This window comes from Amycolatopsis sp. NPDC005232, assembly GCF_040607795.1.
Lineage (GTDB): Bacteria > Actinomycetota > Actinomycetes > Mycobacteriales > Pseudonocardiaceae > Amycolatopsis.
On sequence record NZ_JBEXHL010000041.1, the window covers coordinates 1 to 20,394 of the forward strand.

At 67.1% G+C, this 20,394-nt stretch carries 21 protein-coding genes and 1 tRNA gene; 5 read left to right on the forward strand and 17 right to left on the reverse strand.

All coding sequences use genetic code 11. The features are described 5' to 3' along the window. Nucleotides 1–580 precede the first annotated feature (580 nt). Nucleotides 581–1,321 (forward strand): DNA ligase, encoded by a 741-nt coding sequence (locus ABZU76_RS44105; RefSeq protein ID WP_354882312.1) that lies wholly within the window; start codon nucleotides 581–583, stop codon nucleotides 1,319–1,321. Nucleotides 1,322–1,516: 195 nt separating this feature from the next. Here the strand turns inward: ABZU76_RS44105 and ABZU76_RS44110 are convergent, their stop codons facing one another. From ABZU76_RS44110 to ABZU76_RS44120, 3 genes are all read right to left on the reverse strand, one after another. Continuing rightward, on the reverse strand, nucleotides 1,517–1,945 hold the full coding sequence (locus tag ABZU76_RS44110; protein ID WP_354882100.1) for a hypothetical protein: 429 nt from the start codon (nucleotides 1,943–1,945) through the stop codon (nucleotides 1,517–1,519). Between the two features lie 257 nt (nucleotides 1,946–2,202). After that, complete coding sequence (locus ABZU76_RS44115) at nucleotides 2,203–2,544, reverse strand: hypothetical protein (RefSeq protein WP_354882103.1); 342 nt, start codon at nucleotides 2,542–2,544, stop codon at nucleotides 2,203–2,205. Between the two features lie 1,378 nt (nucleotides 2,545–3,922). After that, nucleotides 3,923–4,537: a hypothetical protein gene (locus tag ABZU76_RS44120; RefSeq protein ID WP_354882106.1), complete on the reverse strand. Its 615-nt coding sequence runs from the start codon at nucleotides 4,535–4,537 to the stop codon at nucleotides 3,923–3,925. 678 nt (nucleotides 4,538–5,215) lie between these two features. On the opposite strand from ABZU76_RS44120, the gene ABZU76_RS44125 reads away from it, so the two are divergent. After that, nucleotides 5,216–6,109: a class I SAM-dependent methyltransferase gene (locus tag ABZU76_RS44125; protein ID WP_354882108.1), complete on the forward strand. Its 894-nt coding sequence runs from the start codon at nucleotides 5,216–5,218 to the stop codon at nucleotides 6,107–6,109. Nucleotides 6,110–6,152: 43 nt separating this feature from the next. Here ABZU76_RS44125 and ABZU76_RS44130 read toward each other — a convergent pair. The 6 genes from ABZU76_RS44130 to ABZU76_RS44155 form a co-directional block, all read right to left on the reverse strand. Then, nucleotides 6,153–6,226 (reverse strand) — tRNA-Met (locus ABZU76_RS44130). Between the two features lie 973 nt (nucleotides 6,227–7,199). Further along, nucleotides 7,200–7,850 carry a hypothetical protein gene (locus ABZU76_RS44135; RefSeq protein ID WP_354882110.1) on the reverse strand — a complete coding sequence of 217 codons (651 nt, stop codon included), beginning with the start codon at nucleotides 7,848–7,850 and terminating at the stop codon, nucleotides 7,200–7,202. 242 nt (nucleotides 7,851–8,092) lie between these two features. Next, nucleotides 8,093–10,459 carry a hypothetical protein gene (locus tag ABZU76_RS44140; RefSeq protein ID WP_354882112.1) on the reverse strand — a complete coding sequence of 789 codons (2,367 nt, stop codon included), beginning with the start codon at nucleotides 10,457–10,459 and terminating at the stop codon, nucleotides 8,093–8,095. Next, nucleotides 10,459–11,256, reverse strand: a complete 798-nt coding sequence (locus ABZU76_RS44145) for a hypothetical protein (protein WP_354882115.1) — start codon at nucleotides 11,254–11,256, stop codon at nucleotides 10,459–10,461. Before ABZU76_RS44145 ends, ABZU76_RS44140 begins: the two co-directional genes overlap by 1 nt. Continuing rightward, on the reverse strand, nucleotides 11,253–11,438 hold the full coding sequence (locus ABZU76_RS44150) for a hypothetical protein (protein ID WP_354882118.1): 186 nt from the start codon (nucleotides 11,436–11,438) through the stop codon (nucleotides 11,253–11,255). Before ABZU76_RS44150 ends, ABZU76_RS44145 begins: the two co-directional genes overlap by 4 nt. A 143-nt stretch (nucleotides 11,439–11,581) precedes the next feature. After that, a complete protein-coding gene (locus tag ABZU76_RS44155) occupies nucleotides 11,582–11,920 on the reverse strand; it encodes a WhiB family transcriptional regulator (protein ID WP_354882121.1) in 339 nt (112 codons plus the stop codon). A 747-nt stretch (nucleotides 11,921–12,667) separates the two neighbouring features. Here ABZU76_RS44155 and ABZU76_RS44160 point away from each other — a divergent pair. Both ABZU76_RS44160 and ABZU76_RS44165 read left to right on the forward strand, forming a co-directional pair. Continuing rightward, nucleotides 12,668–13,108 (forward strand): Imm1 family immunity protein, encoded by a 441-nt coding sequence (locus tag ABZU76_RS44160; RefSeq protein WP_354882124.1) that lies wholly within the window; start codon nucleotides 12,668–12,670, stop codon nucleotides 13,106–13,108. A gap of 834 nt (nucleotides 13,109–13,942) precedes the next feature. Next, complete coding sequence (locus tag ABZU76_RS44165; RefSeq protein WP_354882127.1) at nucleotides 13,943–14,302, forward strand: hypothetical protein; 360 nt, start codon at nucleotides 13,943–13,945, stop codon at nucleotides 14,300–14,302. Nucleotides 14,303–14,317: 15 nt separating this feature from the next. Here the strand turns inward: ABZU76_RS44165 and ABZU76_RS44170 are convergent, their stop codons facing one another. From ABZU76_RS44170 to ABZU76_RS44190, 5 genes are all read right to left on the reverse strand, one after another. Continuing rightward, entirely contained in the window at nucleotides 14,318–15,586 is a 1,269-nt protein-coding gene (locus ABZU76_RS44170) for a helix-turn-helix domain-containing protein (protein WP_354882130.1), read from the reverse strand. Between the two features lie 327 nt (nucleotides 15,587–15,913). Next, nucleotides 15,914–16,096 (reverse strand): VOC family protein, encoded by a 183-nt coding sequence (locus ABZU76_RS44175; RefSeq protein ID WP_354882133.1) that lies wholly within the window; start codon nucleotides 16,094–16,096, stop codon nucleotides 15,914–15,916. A gap of 76 nt (nucleotides 16,097–16,172) precedes the next feature. Then, the gene (locus tag ABZU76_RS44180) at nucleotides 16,173–16,496 is read right to left on the reverse strand and encodes a hypothetical protein (RefSeq protein WP_354882136.1); all 324 of its coding nucleotides are present in this window, start codon (nucleotides 16,494–16,496) and stop codon (nucleotides 16,173–16,175) included. Beyond that, the gene (locus ABZU76_RS44185; protein WP_354882139.1) at nucleotides 16,493–16,702 is read right to left on the reverse strand and encodes a hypothetical protein; all 210 of its coding nucleotides are present in this window, start codon (nucleotides 16,700–16,702) and stop codon (nucleotides 16,493–16,495) included. The genes ABZU76_RS44180 and ABZU76_RS44185 overlap by 4 nt, the downstream gene beginning before the upstream one ends. Continuing rightward, entirely contained in the window at nucleotides 16,674–17,420 is a 747-nt protein-coding gene (locus tag ABZU76_RS44190) for a PQQ-binding-like beta-propeller repeat protein (RefSeq protein ID WP_354882142.1), read from the reverse strand. The genes ABZU76_RS44185 and ABZU76_RS44190 overlap by 29 nt, the downstream gene beginning before the upstream one ends. A gap of 114 nt (nucleotides 17,421–17,534) precedes the next feature. Between ABZU76_RS44190 and ABZU76_RS44195 the strand changes: the two genes are divergently transcribed. Then, entirely contained in the window at nucleotides 17,535–17,756 is a 222-nt protein-coding gene (locus ABZU76_RS44195; protein WP_354882145.1) for a hypothetical protein, read from the forward strand. Between the two features lie 58 nt (nucleotides 17,757–17,814). Here the strand turns inward: ABZU76_RS44195 and ABZU76_RS44200 are convergent, their stop codons facing one another. Genes ABZU76_RS44200 through ABZU76_RS44210 form a run of 3 tightly spaced genes read right to left on the reverse strand, consistent with a single transcriptional unit; the run spans nucleotide 17,815 to nucleotide 20,322 of the window. Then, nucleotides 17,815–18,546: an FAD:protein FMN transferase gene (locus ABZU76_RS44200; protein ID WP_354882150.1), complete on the reverse strand. Its 732-nt coding sequence runs from the start codon at nucleotides 18,544–18,546 to the stop codon at nucleotides 17,815–17,817. Further along, entirely contained in the window at nucleotides 18,546–18,956 is a 411-nt protein-coding gene (locus ABZU76_RS44205) for an FMN-binding protein (RefSeq protein WP_354882153.1), read from the reverse strand. The genes ABZU76_RS44200 and ABZU76_RS44205 overlap by 1 nt, the downstream gene beginning before the upstream one ends. Nucleotides 18,957–18,966: 10 nt before the next feature. After that, complete coding sequence (locus tag ABZU76_RS44210; RefSeq protein WP_354882156.1) at nucleotides 18,967–20,322, reverse strand: ferredoxin reductase family protein; 1,356 nt, start codon at nucleotides 20,320–20,322, stop codon at nucleotides 18,967–18,969. Between the last annotated feature and the right edge of the window lie 72 nt (nucleotides 20,323–20,394).

Sequence of the window (20,394 nt, forward strand, 5' to 3'; positions counted from 1 at the left end):
CCACGACGCCCAGCGCATCAACACCGAACTCCGCGCCGGCGACTGACGCCCGACTTCGACCGACTCGGCACACGGCACCAGCGCCGCGTGCCGTTTCTGCCTCGTCCGGTCCACAGTGGCGGCGGTGGTGAATCAGCGACCGGGCGGCGCCACGCGTGTGTCGTGCAGGTCGGCGACGAGGTCGCCGTGCTCGTCGAAGCGCGGCTCCAGTCTGGTGCGGCGTCGGTGTTCCAGCGCACGACGGTGTTGATGTGCACCCGGGTTACCGTCGAGCGCAGGACAGCAAGCACGGCTGAATGCTGGCGGTGGTGAGCGATGCGGGCTCCGATCGACGCGGACATCCACGGGATGCCCTACGCCATCGCGCCGATGTTGGCCGTCGACGGCGACCTGCCCAGCGGGAGCGGGTGGTCGCTGGAGTTCGAGTGGGACGGCTTCCGCTGCTGCTACCGCGTCGGCCCGGGCGGGGCCAGCAAGCTGACCAGCCGCAACGGCAACGACCTCGCACCGGCCTTCCCCGACCTCGCCGGCGTGTTCACCCGAGGCTCTGCACGGCAGGGTCGCGGTCCTCGACGGCGAGATCGTCGTACTCAACGAAGCGGGCCGGCCCGACTTCGGCTATCTGCAGACGCGCCACCAACTGCGGCCCCGCCGCGAGCTGCTCGCACGTCACCCGGCGTCGTTCTACGTGTTCGACGTGCTCATGCTCGGCCGGAAGATGCTGATCGGTGAGCCCTACGAGAAGCGCCGGGAGCTGCTGCAGGCGCTCCACCCGCTCGAGGACGCCCACGCGGTGATCACGCCGGCCTATCGCGACGTCGACCCGCAGCAACTGCTAACGATCGCCCGCGAACACCAGCTTGAAGGCCTTGTCGCGAAGAAAATCGGCTCGCACGACCTGCCCGGCCGCCGCAGCCACAGCTGGATCAAGCACCCGCTGATCCGCACACAGGACTTGCTGGTCTGCGGCTGGCGACCCGGCCATGGCAGCCGCGCGGACACTGTCGGCAGCCTCGTCCTCGGCGCCCACGACCAGCACGGTCAGCTCCGTCTCGTCGGCGACGTCGGCTCCGGCTTCACCCGCCAAGCACTCGTCGAACTCGACCGGCTGCTCGCCCAGATTCCCCGTGAGACCAGCCCGTTCGCCCACCCCGTCCCACCCGAATACGCCCACGGCACGCAATGGGTCGAGCCCGTGCTTGTCGGCCAGGTCGCCTACCGCTCCTGGACCCGCGAAGGACGCCTCCGCCGCGTCGCCTGGCGAGGCTTCCGCCCCGCTGACCTCACACCCCAGCAGGTGGTCATGCCCCCGGCCGGCTGACCACCACCAGCCCGCCGAGAACGACGAGTGAGCAAACCATGCACTGAAAGTTCAATGCCTAATGTCATGCGTCCCGCTGGTTGACCACGGCACCGAGGGCCTCGCGAAGAACGCGGCACGCGGGTGGAGCCCACCGTCTCTTTCCAGAGATGGTGGGCTCCGGGGTCGGTGGTTCAGATCTTTCAGTGTGAGTGCTCAGCCCGCGGCGTACTCGCGCACGAAGTTGCTGCAGCTGAGTTCCGTGTTGCCCTCGTAGTTGCATGCCTGGACGTCGATCCAGCCGGATTCGGGAATGTCGGCCAGGTTGTGGTCGACGCAGTTGCCGGCCTCGGGCGCGTCGCTGATGTGGCGCAGGGTGTTGGGGGAGGTTGACCGGAAGTAGTAGACCTCCGGGTGGTGGCCGTCGGCGAGGAGGTCGCAGTTGAGCAGGTGCTCCCCGGTCGGGTTGAAGCAGGCTCCGGCGCCGCCGTCCGGCGAGACGGGGCCCGCGCAAGCAGCCAAGGCCGTGGCAGCCGGCACCTGGGCGACCTGATCGGTCGCCGCGGGCGCGGCGTTCGCGACGCCACTCAAGCCGAACGTTAACGACGCTGCCGCGGCGAGAACCGCGCCCATCTTGTATCTCATCGTTGTACTCCTCCAGTTGCTCCGCCGTATCACCCTTGTGGGTCCCGGTCGGAGGATGAAACCCGGCAATACTCCGCATGGTCTGAACCAGTTAGCGGCGAATTCACCAGATAGACACCTAATTGGACGAGCGATTCACCGGGTTGCCGACTTCCCGCGGCGGCGCCTCTACCCTCGGTAGACCGGGCCGCGAGTCCGCCCACCGGACCGGCATGCGCGGCGTGCGCCGCTTGGATGGCGCCGACGACGAAGCCCGATCAGCTGGGACGTCCGCCCGCCTGATCAACAGAACTGACGACGCCGGCGACCGCGGGGCTGTTCGGGCAATCCGCGACCTGGGGCCACAGCTGCCCGCCGGCGAGCTCGAACGTCAGCGTGCACAGCGGCACGAGGCTGCCCGCCACCCGGCCGGGTGCCTCGGTGAGGCACCGGTACATCCGGCCGTCGTCCGGCTGTGGCACCCGTGGGTGCAGCAACGTCTTCGCGTGCACCACCGTCGCGTTGATCATCTGTCCCTGCTGCGACTGGTTCGGCTCGTGCAGGGCGAGCAGGTCCCCCGGCCGTGGGTCGCGCAGCCGGCGGCACCGCGAGCTGACCACCGTGGGTGCGGGTCCTGACCCAGGAGTTCAACTGGTACAGCGTCGGCTTACTCGTCCTGGGAGTGGTGGCCGCGGCCATGGCGTCCACCGTGTTGCGGATGCAGCTGCGCACCGAGCGGCGCATGACCGCATGCGGCGCCGGCCCGGTCACGGCCAGCGCCTTGATCAGGCCCCGCTGCCGAAAGTCGGCCAGCCAGCGGGGTGTATCGCCGCGCCACCGAGCGACGTCGGGAGAGGCTCGGCGTCGACGGGTCGCCGCCACGCGGCCAGCAGCCACGTGAGGCTGTCGTGTGGAGGATGGCCCGAGCGATTCGGGGTTCCGCTCCTCACCCCGAGCCGCCCCGGCGATCGGCGAGCTTGAACGAGATCGCCTCAAAAAGGGTTCACCTTACGATCTAGTTCCAGACGAAAAGGCAGCACGAATAGCTTGTCGGAGACGAAGAGCTGGGTAAAATCGGCCAAAAAATCCATAGATGTGCGCAGCTAGGGGCATTGCCGAATATGCGCTTGGAGCACAATGGAAACCGATCAGAGGAGAGAACAACGACAACTCGGGACCAGGAAGACGCGGCGAAGCGGGCGACGAACAATGTGGTGGAGCAGGCCTTGAAGGATGCTCAACAGGCGGCGAAGCTCAAGGAGGCAGGCCAGGATGTGTCGGGCGACTTCAATTCGTCGAACGGTGCAGTCGAGGGCATGTTAAATAGCTGAGCTTTCGGCTTATCGAACGCCCCGATCGCCGGTCGGGGCGTTCTTCATAGTGCAGCCCGGCCCGCTTTTTCGGGAGCGAAAAGAATTCTCCTGGCCCTGCTCAGAATTGATCCGGGTGCATGCGAATTGTGGATGACGGTGGTGCTCGGCTGGCCGAAGAGCTTCTGGGCTCCCCCGTACCTATGCCGCGGCGAGGTCGTTCGCCGATACCGTGCACCCGCACTCGGGCCACCTCGCCGGCACCGCCGCCCCCACCCTCGCTGACCTCATCACCGCCGGAGAAGACCCGGCGCTGCCAGCTCGACTGCCGTGACCCCCGCTGTTCTACGAGAACCGCAGCGAGCCGCACTCGGGCATGGCGCGCTGATCACCCCTGTTCGGGGTGGTCTCCGCGGTCGACGACGTCGAGGTTGGGGAAGTTGGTGCTGGCGAACTGGCTGCTCACTGCCCGGTTACCGTGGCCACAGCGTCGACTTACGCCTGAGGCTCGCTCAACTCGCCAAGGGTCCAGCCGGCGATCTCGCTCAGTCTCCCGCGCCAATGCCCGCCGCCGTCGGGGGGTGCTCACCGGGTTGCCGGCCCTCGACGGCCCGGACGGCCGTGAACCCGAGAGAAGGCCCCGGCCGCTGCGATGACGATCTGGGGCCTTCTGCCGGTCATCCGATGATCAGTACGACCACTCCCACCCGAGGGTGCTGTTCTGGAAGTAACCGGAGCTCTGGGTCACCTGGACTTTGCCGCTCTTGTAGGGCGTGGCGAACGCGATCTGCCCCGTGTAGGCGTGGCCGGGCGCGTATGTCGACGGCAGCTTTTTCGGCGTCGTCACGCACCTGTCCGTCTCGATCCGTCTGGTGACACCGGTGCTGCCAGCGGTCGAGAGCGAGAATGGATTGATCGTGCCGGGCAGAACCTTGAACGGGCTTAGGCGCTGCCCCGCGATCTTGTCGGTGTAGGTCTTCACGGTGACGTCCAGGACGACCGTGTGTCTGCCGCCCGCCTCGTGCTGGCTGTAGGGGTCACACTTCGGGTCCACGCTGATCTTCGTGATCCAGAAGTCGACTGCTTCGCTGCCGTCCCTGTTGGTGATTCCGGCGCGTTCCCCGACTCTCTTCGCCAGGTAGGTGGGCGTCCCGGAGGGTGGTGCGGCGGCGGCCGGCGGTGTGATGGGCACGATCTCGGCCTGGTCGTGGTGCGGGGCGGCGGGCGGCGCGTTGTTGCCGCATGCGGTCAGGCCGAACGCGGCGAACGCCGTGGCGGTGAGCAGGAGGAGGCGCTTGGACAAGTCGTAATCCCTTGGTCAAGTGTGCTGGTGGTAGTCGGAACTGTGGGCAAATCTGTTACGCAGGGTGTTCGCGGTTGCTAGGTGCGCCGATGGTGTCGCATAGCCATCTGATGCCGATTCGGGCGAGGGGTGCGCCCGGGTTGATCAGCGGCCGCACCCCTCGCTTGTGCTGCTGGCTCCGCCACGAACTCCTTGCCCCGGGTGCGGGAGTCGAACAGCTCCACCAGCAGGTAACCGTCGGGGCGAGCCAGATCGCCCGATACCCGGCCGGTCGCGGCCAGCTGCGTGTGGTCATCAGGTGCTCGGGCACCTCACCGCGGTGGTACAGGGGGACGTCGGGCATCGGGCAGGGCCTCCTCGACTCCGGTTCGACCCTTCGTAGGCAGACCACCACCGACAGTTTCGTGCGCGGTCTGGGGGGGGGTCACCTCGAGCGCCTGGGCGACGTCGGCCCAGGTCGCGCCGTCGAGCTGGGCTGCCACGACCGCCTGCTTGAGCGCTTAGCGTGCGGGATCCCCGACGAGTTCCACCCGCCAGCTATCCCACCATCGAGGCCCACACTCGTAGGCTCAGGCCGAGCCGTCAGCCCCTGCCCGGCAACCCGCGAATGTGGGTGAGCGAGGCCCGGCCCGCAACCGTCTCATCCGAGGCGCCAGATCGTCTAGTAAGGAGACCGGGGTGCCCATCGACTCGACCGGCAAGATCTCCTTTGATCACATCTACGCCGAGCCGGATCCGCGTGCCTTCTTCGGCACGCTGAGCGGGGTCGGCTACCTCATTCCACAACTGGCCAAGCCCTACTTCAGCAAGCTGATCGAGGAGTACCGCGCCGAACGCGGCGTCGCGGAACCGACCGTGCTCGACGTCGGCTGCTCGTATGGCGTCAACGCGGTCTTGCAACGGTGCGACGTGACGATGGACCAGCTCTACGACTACTACACGGGCCCGGATGTGCTCGCCCTCGACCACGAAGCGCTGCTCGCGGCCGACCGTGGCTGGGTCCGTTCGCGCGCGGGTACCGAACACGTCCGCTTTATCGGTCTCGACAACTCGGGTCCGGCGCTGGCCTATGCGCAATCGGCCGGCTTCATCGACGCCACGATCCATGCGGACTTTGAGCGGGACGATCCGACGCCGGCGCAACAGGATCTGCTGGCCGGGGTCGACCTCGTCATCTCGACCGGCTGCGTCGGGTACGTCACGGACAAGACCATCGCCCGGATCGCGCACGGGTCGCGTCCGTGGATGGCGCATTTTGTGCTGCGGATGTTCTCTTACGACCCGGTCGCGGCAGGCCTGGCCGAGCTGGGCTACCAGAGCGCCCGCGTCGATGGTGTGTTCCGGCAGCGGAGGTTCGCCTCGGCGGAGGAGCAGACCCAGATCCTGGACACGCTCTCGAGCGCGGGTGTGGACCCGGAGGGCCTGGAGACCGACGGCTGGCTGTACGCCCAGCTGTACATCTCCCGGCCGGCCGGCGTGGCCACGGAGCTCGCCACCGTGCTGAACGCCGTGTCGCCTGGTTCAGGCACCAGTCTCGCAAAGTTGGCGGATCCGCCACCGATCCGCCAATGAGCAAGGCCGGCCTGCACCATGTGCAAACCGGGCCTTTTCGCTGTAGCGGGGACAGGATTTGAACCTGCGACCTCTGGGTTATGAGCCCAGCGAGCTACCGAGCTGCTCCACCCCGCGTCGTGTGTTGAAAGGCTACACGGGGGGTGTGGTGGCGGCGGACCCAGTCGTCCGGGTCGGCTGCGGTCTCCGGATCCGGTTGCCTCCGCCCGGAAGGTCCGGACCATGGCAGGACAGAGCGCGGCGTGTCGTTGGGAACCTCCTCGCGCGACGCTGCGCAGAGCGGTCGACGCAATCAAGCAGCAGCGCACCAAGCTGGACGAGATCGCCAAGTACAAACAAGCCCGAGCCGCCAGCCTGACCTACCGCCGGCAGTTGGCCTGCTACCGGAGAAGCGTCAAGGTCTGTGTGGCCGTGCTCCAAAGAACGCGGGCTGGGTGGCGTCGATCCGGAGCAGGTGGCGCAGCTCGGGTTCGTAGATCTTGTGCACGTACTTCGTCATGGGCTGGCCAGGTTCCTTCCGTGCAGGAGGGGAACTTCCGGTATACCGACCAGCACCGACAAGTGGTGGAGGCTCTCGGCGAGTCCAGCCAGTCGGACGCGTCGCGGCCCGCGCGGATCGGTGAGCTTGGCGGCGCGGCCGGGCTACCGTACCGGGAGATGATCACCAGTTCATCGATCGTGTGAAGGGGAACGGGCGTGAGCCGGGTGCAGGTCGGGTGCGGGGCCACCGTGCTCTGCACCGTCGGCGAATGGCAGTTCCTGGCGACGCTGCCGGGCACCTCGAACGAGGTGGAGCCGCTGCACTGGTGCGAGCTCGAACCTCGGCACGAGGGCCGGCACTTCGTTTTCGGCCAGCAGAGCGGCGAGGACGAGTGGTGGCTGGCCTTCGACGTCACCAACCCCGCTCGGGAGCTGAAGATTTGGGCAGGCTGCCCCGCCGTCGCAACCGAGCCGAATGAGTTCGGCGAGTACAGCCCGTGCACGTTGGCGGACGGCCACGTCGGCGGGCACAGCTTCGACTTCCGCGTCGGCGACGCCCCCGTCGAGCTCGAGCCGGTGCTGCTGCCCGAACCACCGGAACCCGCCGCGCTCACCGCGCTGCAGCGACACAACCGCGCTTCGCTGGCCGCGGCCGGGCTGACCGTGGAGGCGTTATCTGGAGATGGAGTCCCTGCAACACCAGGAGGACATCTTCGGCGTGGTGCGCGGCGGCGAGTTGCTGCTGGGCGTGGGGGCTGAACGCGAGGCAGGCGTCGGCGACGTTGCCGGGGGTCGGGTGGCCGATCCGTTCGACGAGGAACGCGACCATCGCCCCGGGAGTGTGGGGCAGGATCCGCGGCACTGCGGCGTGGTGCGCGGCCTGCAGGTCCCGCTCGGCGTCTGCGCGGGCCAGAGCGGCGTCGACGAGCAGACCGGTGATCCCACCGGCCAGCAGCATCCCGAGCGCCAGGGCACCGAGGGTCTCGCGCCGGCGGGTCCGGAGCCGCAGGTTGAGGGTCGCTGCGCCGGTGACCACGGTGCCGGCGAGCACGGCCCACCACGAGGGGTTGACCGTGGCGAGGAACCACACGTCGGTCACGAGCAGCGCCGCAGCGAGGGTGTAGACCGGGTCGAGGCGCAGCCGCGCACCTGAGAGCGCGAGCACGATCAATGCGCCCAGGGCACCGGCCCAGGGCCACATCGCCCAGCCGGAGAGCACCGACGCCAGGATCGCGAACAACGCGACGCCGGCTTGTCTCACGTCGGGGTGCAGAAGAAGATTGCCAAAAAAGGGCCGGGTCTCCCGGTGGGGAGCCCGGCCGTGTTCAGGATTGTTATGGGGGCGTGAGTGTCTCTGCCTTGAGTGTGTGGTCTTCATCAGGCCGTCCGGTCTTACGGGCCAGGGCTAGTCGCACGATGCGTGCCGCCCGCCCCAGCGTGATTGGGTCGTCCAGAGCACGGGTTGCGCGGGCTCGCTCCGGAGGGTCGGCCGTGCTCTCCGCTCTATCCGTCATCGCCGCCTCCCTCGGCGTGTCCGTCGCAGGGGAGGGAGTCCGGCTGCGTTGGCGACTCAGCCGGTTTTGCGGGTTTTGCGGAGGTGTCCCGGTCGGCGTTCTTCGGCCTCCCCCGCCGGGGTTTTCCCTGTTCAGGTGGGGGAGCGGGGGTGTCTGCGGAGTGGGGGAGAACTCCCCGGCTCCCCTTGGCCTCCCCAGGGTCTTCCCCCGCCGGTTCGTCCTCGCGGACCGCGAGCGCGAACGCTACGTCGCCGGCCCGGATGACCATGATCCCGTGGGACTTGACCGGTGCGATGTGGTGGCGGGCAAGGGTGGCAGAGAGGTCGGTGAGGGTCCACCCGTCGTACTCGTCGGGATTGTGCGCGACCAGCCGGGCGAGCACGGTTTGCGTGCGCACACGCTTCTCTCCCGTACACGCCGCCTCGATATCGGCCAGGTGGTCCACCGGTGCCGCCGCGTCGTCATCCTCCTGTGCGGTTACGGCTAGCTGCCGCCCTTGCTCGGCGAGCAGGGCCATCGCCCGGGTGATGACAGGGCTGACCATGTCGGTTCCGTCTTCGAAGCGCACGTAGAAGGCGCGCACCAGCTCCCACGGCTCATCGGTGATGCCGACGGCCACGCACGTGCCCCGGTCGGTTTTCATCCGCAGTTCGGTTGCGCGGATACCCGCCCGGTACCGGCCCGCTCCCAGCAGTCCGTCATTGGCGATGTGATCGGCAACTGCGAACGCCACCCCGCACGACACGTTGCGGGTGATCTCCTTGGGGATGCTGTCCTTCGTCGGCGACTGGGTGGCCAGTAGCAGGATGATGCCGTACTTGCGGCCGCGTTTGATCAGGCGAACAGCCAGCTCTTCGGCTTGCTTGCCATATTTCTTGTGCTGGAACAGTTCGTGGCACTCGTCGATGCCCAGAATCAGCGGGTGCAGTCCGAGCGCGGGGCGGTCGGCGAGCTTGCGGGACACCTTCGGCGGCTGACCCGGTTGTGCGCCCAGCGTCCGGCCGCGTCGTTCCATCTCCTCCGTGAGGTCCCTAAGGGCTGCTACGGCGTTGGCGGCCACCGAGTCGTCCATCCCCATCCGGTAGCGGCTCAGGCGCGGCCTCAAGGGTTCGAAATCGGGACTTTCGCCCATCACGTAGACCCACAGTTCGGCGGTGGCGTCCAGCGCCGCGCCGAGCAGCAGGGTCCTCATCGCCGAGGTCTTGCCCTGCCCGGGGCGTCCACCGATCAGCCAGTTGGCCTCCAGCAGAGGCGCGTTCACGATCAGCCCGCGTTGAGTCAGCCCGAACGGCACGCCCTCGAACACGTCCACCGTGCCGTCGTGCAGCAGCGGCCAGTCACCAGCGCCACCGGCAAGGGTGCCCTTGTCGGCAACCCAGAGGTCCAGCACTCCGTCTTCATCGCCCTTGGTGGGCCAGGTTTCCAGGGAGGCACGGCCGAGGTTCGCCGCGAGTGTCGTGCGGCGGTCGGCCACCATGTCGGCGGTGACGCCCAATGGCAATCGGATACGCGCGAACGTCCCATCTCCGTCCTTGCGCGCCGACGTCAGGTAGACGAGCTCCCCACCGCTCTTGAAGAACGCGTTGAGCGGCGCGACCGCAAGATGTGCGAGGGCCCGGGAGATCATGCGTTCGTCCACCCAAGACTCCGCGTCGGCACGGTCGGGTCGGGTGAGCCAGGCCGCGCCTGGTGTGCGGTCGCGTCCTTCCCACACGGCCGCCACGATCCAACCGACCGGCCCGAGGACGGCCAGCCACCGCGCCACGACACCGATTGCCGCACCGCAGAAGTCCCGGACGCCGTATATCGTGGCCAGCCAACGCGGCATGTCTGCCCGGTCGAACAGCATGTTCGTCAGCGCAAGCAGGACGAGCACGACCAGGACCACGGCCGTAGTGACCACGGCGCGGCGTACGCCAATACCGAGCTTGGCCCACCGTACTTTCGCGTCTGCCCGGATAGTCTCCTGTGCCTCTCGGCGGGCTTGGGCGTCGCCCGCCATCCGAGCTTGCCGCACATCGCTGCGCAGATCCGCGTACGTAGCCCAGGTCCATCCCTTCACGACCCAGCGGGTATGTCCGCGCAGCAGGAACCACAGCAACCGCAGCAGGTCCAACGGCAGCTTGCGGGCCCGATAGGCGACCAGCCCGCGCCACCGAGCGATCCGGTCGGACTCGCGTACACGGCGGATGAGGTAGCCCGTGCATTCGATCGCCGCACGCCGGACCACCGGCGCGGGCCGCCGGTCCCGGGCCGCTCCATCGTTGTCGGGGACGATTTCCGCGTCGTAGACCTTCGGCACCAGCTCGCCCTCGTCGGTGCGGCCGGAGTCGTGCGGGTTCTCCGAGTTCGTCATCACCGGCCACCCCCTTCGGTCTTGAGCGTGGCCGCGAGGCGCGAGGACAACCCGCGCGAGCATCCTGTGACCTCCCGGACCCACGCCGGCGTCACGATCACCTCTGGCGTCCGTGCCTTCCGGGCAACGGCCAGGTACTCGGCGAACGACTTACGTCCTGCCCGCCGACGTTCAGGCTCCGTGTCCGTCGATGGGTTCGGTTCACCTGCGGTGTTGTCCGAGGTGAGCTCAGCCGGCATCGGCCCGGCCGGCGCCGCCGGCGCGGTGTCTGCCGTCGATGCCGGCTGAGGTCCGGCGGTGTCCGCGTGCCGCTGAGCAGTGGCGTTCATGAACGCCACGGGACCCACTGCCGACTGGGCAGCCGACAGAGCGGCACCGAGCTTGTCCCTCAGGTCGGTCACGGCCTCAGCGGCGACGAACACGACCAGCGGCGGTACCGAGTGCAGCACCACCCGCGACGGACTTCCGGCCGTGAACGCCTCCCAAGTGTTCATGACATACGTGGCCGTGAGCGTGAACCACTTCGCCGCGCGCACCCATCCGCCAGTGCGGACCTTGTAGCGGGCCGTGACCTGTTCGGCCCGCAGGATCGACAGCAGCACCACCGACACCATGGGGTCGAGCAGCCATGCCGTGAACCACGGCAGTGACCACGCCGTGGCACCGTTCGCGGCGAACTGCTGAACATTGGTCATCGTGAATGCCAGCCCGAGCAGCACACCCGACCAGCACAGGCGGTCCACCTGCTCCGCAACCCGTTCGATCGGCTCGAAACCGCCGTTGCTTGGAGTGTTCATCGGCGACCACTCCGCCGCGTCTCACGCCGGACGTCCACGGCGGTCACCGTGAGCGCTTTGGTCAGCGTGTAGGACGTGACCAGAGCAGGCAGCCCGAGCGCAGCAGCGCGGAGCAGCCACGGCGAACCGGGATACGTGAACGCCATCCACTGCACCGCCGTGAGCAGCACTGCCCCGGCCACAACCCGACCTGTCAGTGACAACAGCCGTGCGCTTGCCCGGGCCGCGTCCGCCTCACGCCGGGCACGACGGGCCGACGCACGCGACAGCCACAACACGACGAGTGCCACTGCCAACGCCGCAAGCAACTGGGTAGGAGTCAGGTTCATGCCCGGCCCCCGTCCCGTCGCCGCGACCACGCGAGATGGGCGGCACGCCGGTCGTCCTCGGCCAGCGCACCCCACACGCCGAGCGTGGCGAACCCCGCCGTGCGGAACTCCAGCTCCAAGCACTCGTCCCGGAGGCCACAACCGGCGCAGATCCGCGCGGCCACGGCCCGATCGCTCGTCTCATCCCCGGTCCACTCATGGTCTTCAGGACAGGCCGACACCCACATACAAGCGCCATCACGGGTGACGATTTCGGAAAGTGCCCAGGTCGGCACGGCCTCCAACCTGTCGAGCCCAGCGGCAATGTCGGAGTAGAACTCCTCTTCGTAGTTCACTGCTGCCCCCTGTCGCTGGGAGCAGGCAGGAGCCGCGCCACCACATACGCGGGCACGACCAGCCGACCGCGACGGCGAACCTGGGGCAGCACGCCCACTCGGATCAACCGGCACACCTCGGACTCACTGACACCGAGAACCCAGCTGGTTTCCCGGATCGTAAACACGCCGGTCGAAATGGCGCGAGAAACATGGTTACTCATAATGGTTTTGGTTCCCTTGGTTGAGGAACCGGCCCGCTTGTGCGAACCGATAACTCAAGTAAGCCGCGGGGCGAAAGAAACCACTATTCTTGCGCTTGCATATCGCTATTCCGCTTGCGGAATATCCCCAGCTCAGGCCGTGAATTGGTCTCATCCATTATTCTCAGAAAGAATAAATTTGAAGACATATTCTCGACTGGTATGTTGATCATGAAGATTCTCAGGCCGGAATCCTCTGACCTGCGGAAACTCCGCCGTAGAGGCTCGCAGGGTGGGTCGTGACGGAGCCTGGTGACTTGCTCGAACGCGGGTCTTGGGGATGGTGCCGGACGCTCATGCGCGGGGTGCGAAAGGCGGAGCCGTCGCCTAACGCGGTCCAGGTGGCTCACCTGCGGATATTCCGGCGCGGCATGCTGCATTCCCGGATTGATATAGACGCGTCCGGGCTGGGGTTGCACGGTTGTCATCTACCCCTGACAGTCGATCGCAAGGGCAGGCAACCGCTCATGGCCCCGTATCTCGCTTCTAGCGACGTGACCCCCGCATGATCCTCACGGCCTCGCTGACCACGGGCGTTGCGCGCGTCACGTACGGACTGAGGGAGTCGGTCAACCTGGTTGATGCGATCCTGGCGACGGATCACGTCCACTGGGAGACGACCCTGTTCGTCGGCGACGTCGAGTATCGCAGCTCAAAAACCGGCCCCATCCCCAATCACCAGCTCCGATTCAGCGTTTCCACTGCACGCGGCCTTGCTGCACTGAACTACATGGACAACGACGATCCGGCCATGCCCATAGCTAATTCCTACAACCCCCGGCGGCCGGTCCATGATCTTGACCTTATTTTCAATGGCTCGACCGGGGCTGTCTTCCCGCGCACTGCGCTAATCCCGGTATCGCAAACGCGGGCGGCGCTACTCGAATGGCTCGAAACGCGAACGCGGCCCACTTGCGTTGAATGGCGGCCATACGACAGCTACTAGAGACATCGGCAGGGATAAACAACGTGGGAAAGAGGGGAAATATGAACGGCCCGGAAAAGGGAGCGGTGACGCTGCACCTCACCGCCATCACGTCCGCCGGTCAAGCCGTGGATCACCTGGTATCAGATCCAGCCATGACCGCCGGGCTATTGTCGGACGGTTGGTTTGTCGGACTATGCGGAATCCGGTTCGCGGCTGCGGCGATGTGCTCCGAACCTGGCCATCCGTGTCCGCGCTGTGGTGCAACGTTGACCGCACTGCGCACCTTGCCCACGGTGGAAGAGCGGATGTCAAGGCGTCGGAAGCGTGCCCGGCTGGGGCTGCTGCTCGCGTCACTCAGGAGGGTCCTTCCTGGTCGTGTCGCACTGGTAAGTAAAGGCGCGCGCCTGTGACAGTGCGAATCATGGTTGCTCGCCCCAAGCCTGGCACTGTGGGGGAGACTAAACGGGTATGTCATCTCTTCTCCCTTTCTGAAAACGCAAACCGGGGTCTTTCCGGGGTTGTGGCACTCTGCGGTGCCACTTTCGTGACCCAGGACCTCGAACAACTAGACGCCGTAGCTGGAATGCCGTGTGAAACCTGCCTCCGCTACTCGCCTGGAGCGGGGAATCTCCTGTCTGCCGGAACGACTCCCGACGACCATGAGGTGAACCGTTGAAGGCCGATCGGCTCCAAGATGGGCGCATGTCGGGTGTTCTGCCGTTGCCGCAGCGCTCCCCAGGGCAGGCGCTCAAACCCGGAACGAACGTCCAACCACTTGAGACTCCTGACCACGCCAAAATGAAGCGCGTCTTGGACGCACTCCGTCGCCTCAATTAAATAGATGGAGTAGAAATGACAGAGGCACTCGAAACGCGGGCCGATTTGAAGCTGTCGCGTGCGTACGGCTACATGCGGGTCCCCTGCGATGTGGCGGACGACAAGATTCGACGGCTTGAAAACCGAGTCGTTGCTTATTCCAAGGGGCAGGGGCTGCGTCTTGTCCGCTTCTTCTTTGAGTTCAATTGTGGTTCACGGGAAGCCTTTGACGAGTTGATCTCCGAACTTGTGTGTACTGACACCCGCCACGTGGTCGTGCCAAGTCTGCGTCATTTGGCACAAAATGGCTTTTTGCAGGATATGATGCTTGAGCGGTTGACTTCTGCTGCCCATGCTGAAGTTCTAGCCGTCTACCTCAGGACCACGATTGAATGACGAGATCAGGCGTGTTCACGATGTGCGTTTGATCTCGTCGAACAAATCGCGAAAGTCTGCCCCGGCACGTTTTCCGTAAGTGTCGAGTTCATGTTCCAGTTCGGATGCAACCATGAGAAGCGAAGGGCGACTCTGCCTACCGTTCTGCAATGCTTCCAGGCCCAGCGTGGCGGCTTCATCAGTCTCGCCGCGCCGTGCGGCAATCACACCTAGAGTCAACTGTGCCTCAGCGTTACGCATTGGCGTAATGATCTTGCCGTCAGGCTGGACGCCACGCCGCATAACTTCTAGGGCGTTACGCGTCGCAAGATCGTCTTGGCCAACAATCCTGTAGGTGTCCATCGCGTAGAAGTCCCACTTGTCGGGATCGACAACAAAGTGATTATCCGGACGCTCTGGGAACGGCAACTTGTCAAGCAAAGCGCTACCCTTTTCCAGCGCTTGATATACCTCTTCCGCTTTGCCCATGCGGGCATATGCTTTTGCCTGCTGGCCGTAGAGCTGCACTGCTACGGATTCAGACGGCGCTGCTTGGATTCCGGCCTCTGCTGCATTAATGGCTGCGCGGTAGTTCCCTGCCGTCAGGTGAAACCATGCGAGCATTTCATGGGACCAGCCAACAATGCCGGGTTCGCCAGCATCTTTGCCCAGGTCTAATGCCATGCGTCGAGTAGCCTCGGCGGCCGTTTGGTCGCCGAGATCGTTTTCAAGGCAACCGACAAGCAATGAAAGCATCCCTGCGTTGCTCAAAATATCTCGATGCTGCGCGAGGCTGAGACGGCCGCCGAGTAGCTCAGTCATCTTGCTGAGCCATTCTCTGCCGGTCTGTATCAACTCCTGCGCATCCATGTGTGCGTAGTCGCAGCACAGCTGCTCGACTTTGATCGTGATGGCATCGACGGTCGATGAATTGATTGCAGAAGACCGAATTCGGTTGATCAGTTCGAGCGTGTCCATGCCCGTATTTGCGAGCAGAATCTCATCTTGCGACTGCGGAACGATCAGCTTTTCATTTGGGTTCGAGTCTTTGCCGGTTCGCGGCTGTGACGCCTTAAGGCGGCTCTGGCCTGGAAAATCGAACCAAAGAAGATGCTGGGGAAGGTGCAAAACCCGCGCGTAGTTCCGCAGAACTTCTAGGTTCTGCTCCGGCTTGCCGTTCTCGATCTTGCTCACCTGGGCTTGCGTAAGCCCAAGCCAACGCCCCAAAAGCTCTTGGTTGAGTCCCTTGCCGAAGAGCTGGAGGTGCCGAGGATGGTTCCGGTACGCCTTGAAGACTTTGCCCATGTGCTGACTCTCAAACGCTGCTCGGAACTCGTTCGTCTCGAAGAACTCGTTCCTGAGCTGAGCGGGGGGCGTGCGGAGCTGGTCGCGCTGCTCACGGTGGCACTTCCCGCACAAGCGCGCGGTGTTGTCGGCAGCCAGCGCCGCACCGCAGCTCTGACAGCGACGGCCGCCCGCGGCCCCATGACCAGAACCGGAGGAAACCATCTCACCGCCCGTGCCGCTAGATCCACTACGCCGCTGACCAGGGTACATAGGGTGCGCGGTCGGTGCCAGCAGAGTGACGAAGCCTGCCCCTGCGTGACCTCACTCGGCGGTTACGTCTCAGTGTCAGCTACCATCGGGCACGCGGATGAACAGCAGAGTGCCGCCGTGGTCGAGCTCTATGCCGACCTCCGGGTCGCCCGGCTCGTCCTCCTCGGCAATGGGCCGGCCGAGGACGCCGCTCCAGAACTGGGCCAGCGCATACGGATCGGCGCAGTCGAAGGTGGTGTTCTCGACGATGGACGGCATCGGTCTCCCCTGCTCGGTCGCGGTGATCGCAGTCTGCCCGAAAAGACCGGACTCACGCGAGGCGGTTTCGCCGACCTCAGCCGGGGAAGCCGACGACCGGTGTGGGTGTGACGCAGTAGGTGCTGCCCGCCAAGACGATCGCACCTGGCGCCGGTACGAGCCGCAGACACGACAGCGGGCCCCAGCCGTCCATCCACACCACCCGGCTGGTCGGCGTGCTGCCGTCGAAGCTCTGCACGAGGAGAGTCAGGTGGCGGCCGGTGTCCTGGCACGCGCGGAGATACGTGTGCCGGGTGGTGGCGTCGGCCGAGCGCTCGGGGCAGGCGCCTAGGTCGATCGGGTGCGTGGTGCCGGTGCCGGGGTCGAGGGCCTCGGCGGACGTCTTTTCCTGCTCGATCACGGGAATCGGTCCCACGTCCATCCGCACCCACCGAGACGGGCCGGCTGGGCCAGCAGCCGGCCCGTCTCGGTGTCGAACAGGCCGTTCAAGACAGAGCCGGGGGCGGCGGCGCGGCCGACGAGCCGCAGCCACACGACGGCGCCGTCGGTGGTCGTGGCGGGGGAGATGTCGAGCCGTTCATCGTCGGGTCCAGTGGTCTCGACCACATGGCGCCATCGTTCGTGCCCGGTCACCTCGTCGAGCGCGACGAGTCCCGCGGAACGCCCGCACTCCAGCGCGGCGAGCACCACCGTCCGGGCTTGCGCGGGCAAGGGGTACGGGTTCGTGCACGCCTGTCGGCGCGGACCAGTGCCAGAGTTCGTCGCCGGTCTGGATGTCGTAGCCGGTGTACGCGTCATCGCGGATGGTCAAGGTCTTGGTGCCCACCAGGATCTCCCCGGTCTCGACGAGAACCGACGGCACCACGCGGTCGAAGCGCGCGGTGCCGGTGTCGGCGTCGAGGACGACCACCAGGTCGTTGCCGCTGTCGGTTTTCGACGCGAAAGCGGCCACGACCGTGCGCCGGTCGGCGGACGCGAGCAGCGCGTGGACCCTCGTGCCGGGCCGGGCGTAGGACCAGTCGTGGCTGCCGTCGAGCCCGTCGAGCGCCGTCAGCGAACCGTCGGCGGCCGCGACGACGACCCCGTGCCCCGCGGCCACCATCGCGCTCACGTCGGCCGGTGGATGCCAGGACCAGTGTCGGCCACCGGGCTTTTCGGCCACCGGTTCGGGGGTCAGGTCCGGCACGCCGCGGGTCGTGCTCGCTGTGGCGACCCGGTCGGCGGCGAACGGCGCCCCCATCGTCGCGGCCAGCACGACGACGGCCACCAGCAAGCCGAGCGGACGGATTCGCCACGACGTGGAGTCGAGCAGCCCGACCGCCACCCCACCGCTCCCACGGCGAGCACCGGGGTGTCCAGGCCAGGCACACCGCCACGCACGTCGAGCACCAGCCGCACCACGGCGGCCACTGCGGTGGCGATCCCGAGAACCGCCGCCATGACCCGCACCTTGCGCGACCGCACCAGCCCCAGCGCCGCGGCGACGAGCGCCCCGGCGACGAACCACAGCAGCCCCACGCCGCTCGCTCTCGTCGCGCCGCCCGAGAAGAACGGTGCGACCACCACACACACCACACCGGCAACCGTCGTCAACCGCAGCACGCTCAGTACGACGCGGCTCGCCGGTCCGCGTTTCACCACCACCGTGAACATCCGGTGACAACGGCATCACGTCGGCACTGGTCGGAATCTCACCGAGTGCACTGTGGACACTCGGGTCAGGCGAGCGCGAGGCCGGGGGAGCGGTGGACACGCCGCCGGGCGTCGACGATCAGCACGTCACAGCCGGGTTGTTCGGCGACCCAGGTGATGCCGTCGGCGCCGAGGGCGAACGCCGCGGTGGCCAGCGCGTCGGCGTGCGTGAGGTCTTCGGCGACGACGGTGACGCTCAACAATCCGGTGGCGGGCAGACCGGTGCGGCCGTCGAGCACGTGGGCGCCGCGTTCGTACGCGGCCGAGGTGGCGACGGCGCCGTCGCGGGAGGCGACCACGGCGCAGACCGCTTCGGGCTGTTCGGGGTGGCGGATGCCGACGCGCCACGGCCGTCCGGACTCCGGCTCGCCCGCGGTGACGACGTCGCCGCCGGCGTTGAGGCAGAACCGGCGTGCGCCGGCCGCGTGGAGGCGATCGGCCGCGCGCTGCACGGCCCAGCCTTTGACGACGGCGCACGGGTCCAGGCCACGGCCCGGCAGCCGGGCGGAGAAGGCGCCGCCGGAGAGGTCTTCGTAGAACGCGCAGAGGCCGAGCACCTCGTCGAGGTCCGCACTGAGTTCGGTGGTTTCGCCGCGGTCGTAGCGGCACACTTCGCTGCCGGAGCGGAACGGGCTGAAGCGGGCGTCGACCTCGCGCAGCCACCGGAACGCGTCGGCGACGGCGCCGGTGAAGTCTCCTTCGTCGCGCAGGTCGAGCGACACGGGCAGGCCCATCACCTGCTCGACGTGCGTGGCCATCACGAGCCCTTCGCGTCGAGCGCCGCCTGCAGCGACTTGATGTACGACTCGCTGGTCTGCGTCGCGCCCGAGACGGTGTCGATGTCCGCGCTTTGCGCCTGCAGGGCCTCCTCGCGCAGCAGCGGGATCGCGTCGACGCCGCGGCCGCTGTCCGGCTGCTGCACGAGGGTGACGTCGGTGATCCGGCTGCCGGAGAAGGACACCTGCACCTGCACTGTGCCGAACTCGGTCGGCTCGGCGCTGCCCTGCGTGGTCACGGAGCCGGAACCGGCCGAAGTGGACGGTGCGGCGCCGGCTGTCGGAGCAGGGGTGCTCGTGGTGGTGCTGCTCGTCGCCGGCGTCGGGTCGAACCGCCACACGGCCACGAACCCGGCGATCGACAGCGCGACCACGAAAATCGTCTTCTTCATCGGAAGCTCCTCACGCGGCCAGGCTGAAGCGTTCGGCGTGGACCTGGGTGCCGGGCACGCGCAGCTCCAGCAGGCTGCGCAGCACGGCCGACGTCATCCCGGGCGGACCGCAGACGAACACGTCGCGGTCGCCGATGTCCGGTACCAGCGCGTGGAGCGCGGCGGGACCGAGCGCGGGGCCGTGGGGGCCGTGCAGATCCGACGGTCCACTGAGGACGTGCACGACCGCGCCGCGGGCCTTGGCCAGCGCGTGCAGCTCGGGCAGAAGCACGGCGTCGGCCGGTGTCCGCACGCGGTAGAGCAGCACGACGTGGCCGCTCACGTCTTCGAACAGGGCACGGATCGGCGTGATGCCGACGCCGCCGGCGACCAGCAGCGCGTTGGGCCGTTGCCGGTGGATGGTGGTGAAGGCGCCGTACGGGCCTTCGGCGAACACACGCGTGCCGACGCGCAGCGACCGCAGGCTCGCGCTGGAGCTGCCGACGGCTTTGGCGGTCAGCCGCAGCGTGCGGCCGTCGGGTGCGGCCGAGAGGGAGAACGGGTTGGCCTGCCACCAGCGGTCACGCGTGAGAAAGCGCCACAGGAAGAACTGCCCCGCGCGAGCCGGCAGCCGGTCGAGGTCGCGGCCGGTCATGTACACGGACACGGTGTCGGGCGACTCGGGCACCACGGCGACCACCCGCAACCGGTGCCGCAGGTTGCGTCGCAACGGCAAGAGCACGCGCCCGGCCAGCACGGCCAGACCCGCGCCCAGCCACAGCGTCCACCAGTACGCACGGGCGGCCGGGTGGCTCGCGAACGACTGCCCGACGGTGATCTGGTGCGTGAAGGCCAGCACCACCGCGGCGTAGGTGTAGAGGTGCACGAAGTGCCACGTCTCGTAGGCCATCCGTTTGCGCGCGAAGCGGGCGGAAGCCGCGCCGACCACCAGGATGAGCACGAACGCGACGATCGCGCGCAGGATCCCCTCGGTGGTGTTGGCCAGCTGTACCAGCTCGTCGGCCGCGTTGGTGCGCTCGATGGCGGAGTAGCCGACGACCACCAGCACCACGTGCGCGACCAGCAGCCACAGCAGGCTGAAGCCCGTCCAGCGGTGCCACGACGTGAGCCGGTCCATACCGAGCCGGCGGTCGAGCCACGGCAGGCGCGCGACGAGCAGCAGCTGCACGGCCATGGCCTGCGCCGCGTAGATGCCGGCGAGGCGCCCGGCGCTGATCAGCGGGTCGTCCGACAGGTCGCCGACGGCGAAGAACACCGTGGCGAGCACCATGTTGGCCGCCAGGAACGCGAAGATCCACGCCTTGGCGACCACGCGGGGCGCCACCGCGGGGCGGGGCGGGACGGCGATCGGGGTCAGGACGCTCACGGGGAATCCCTTCGGCTCGGGTGTCACGAACGCCAGCGTCGCCGCGGAACTGTGGCGGATCTGGGCGGAACC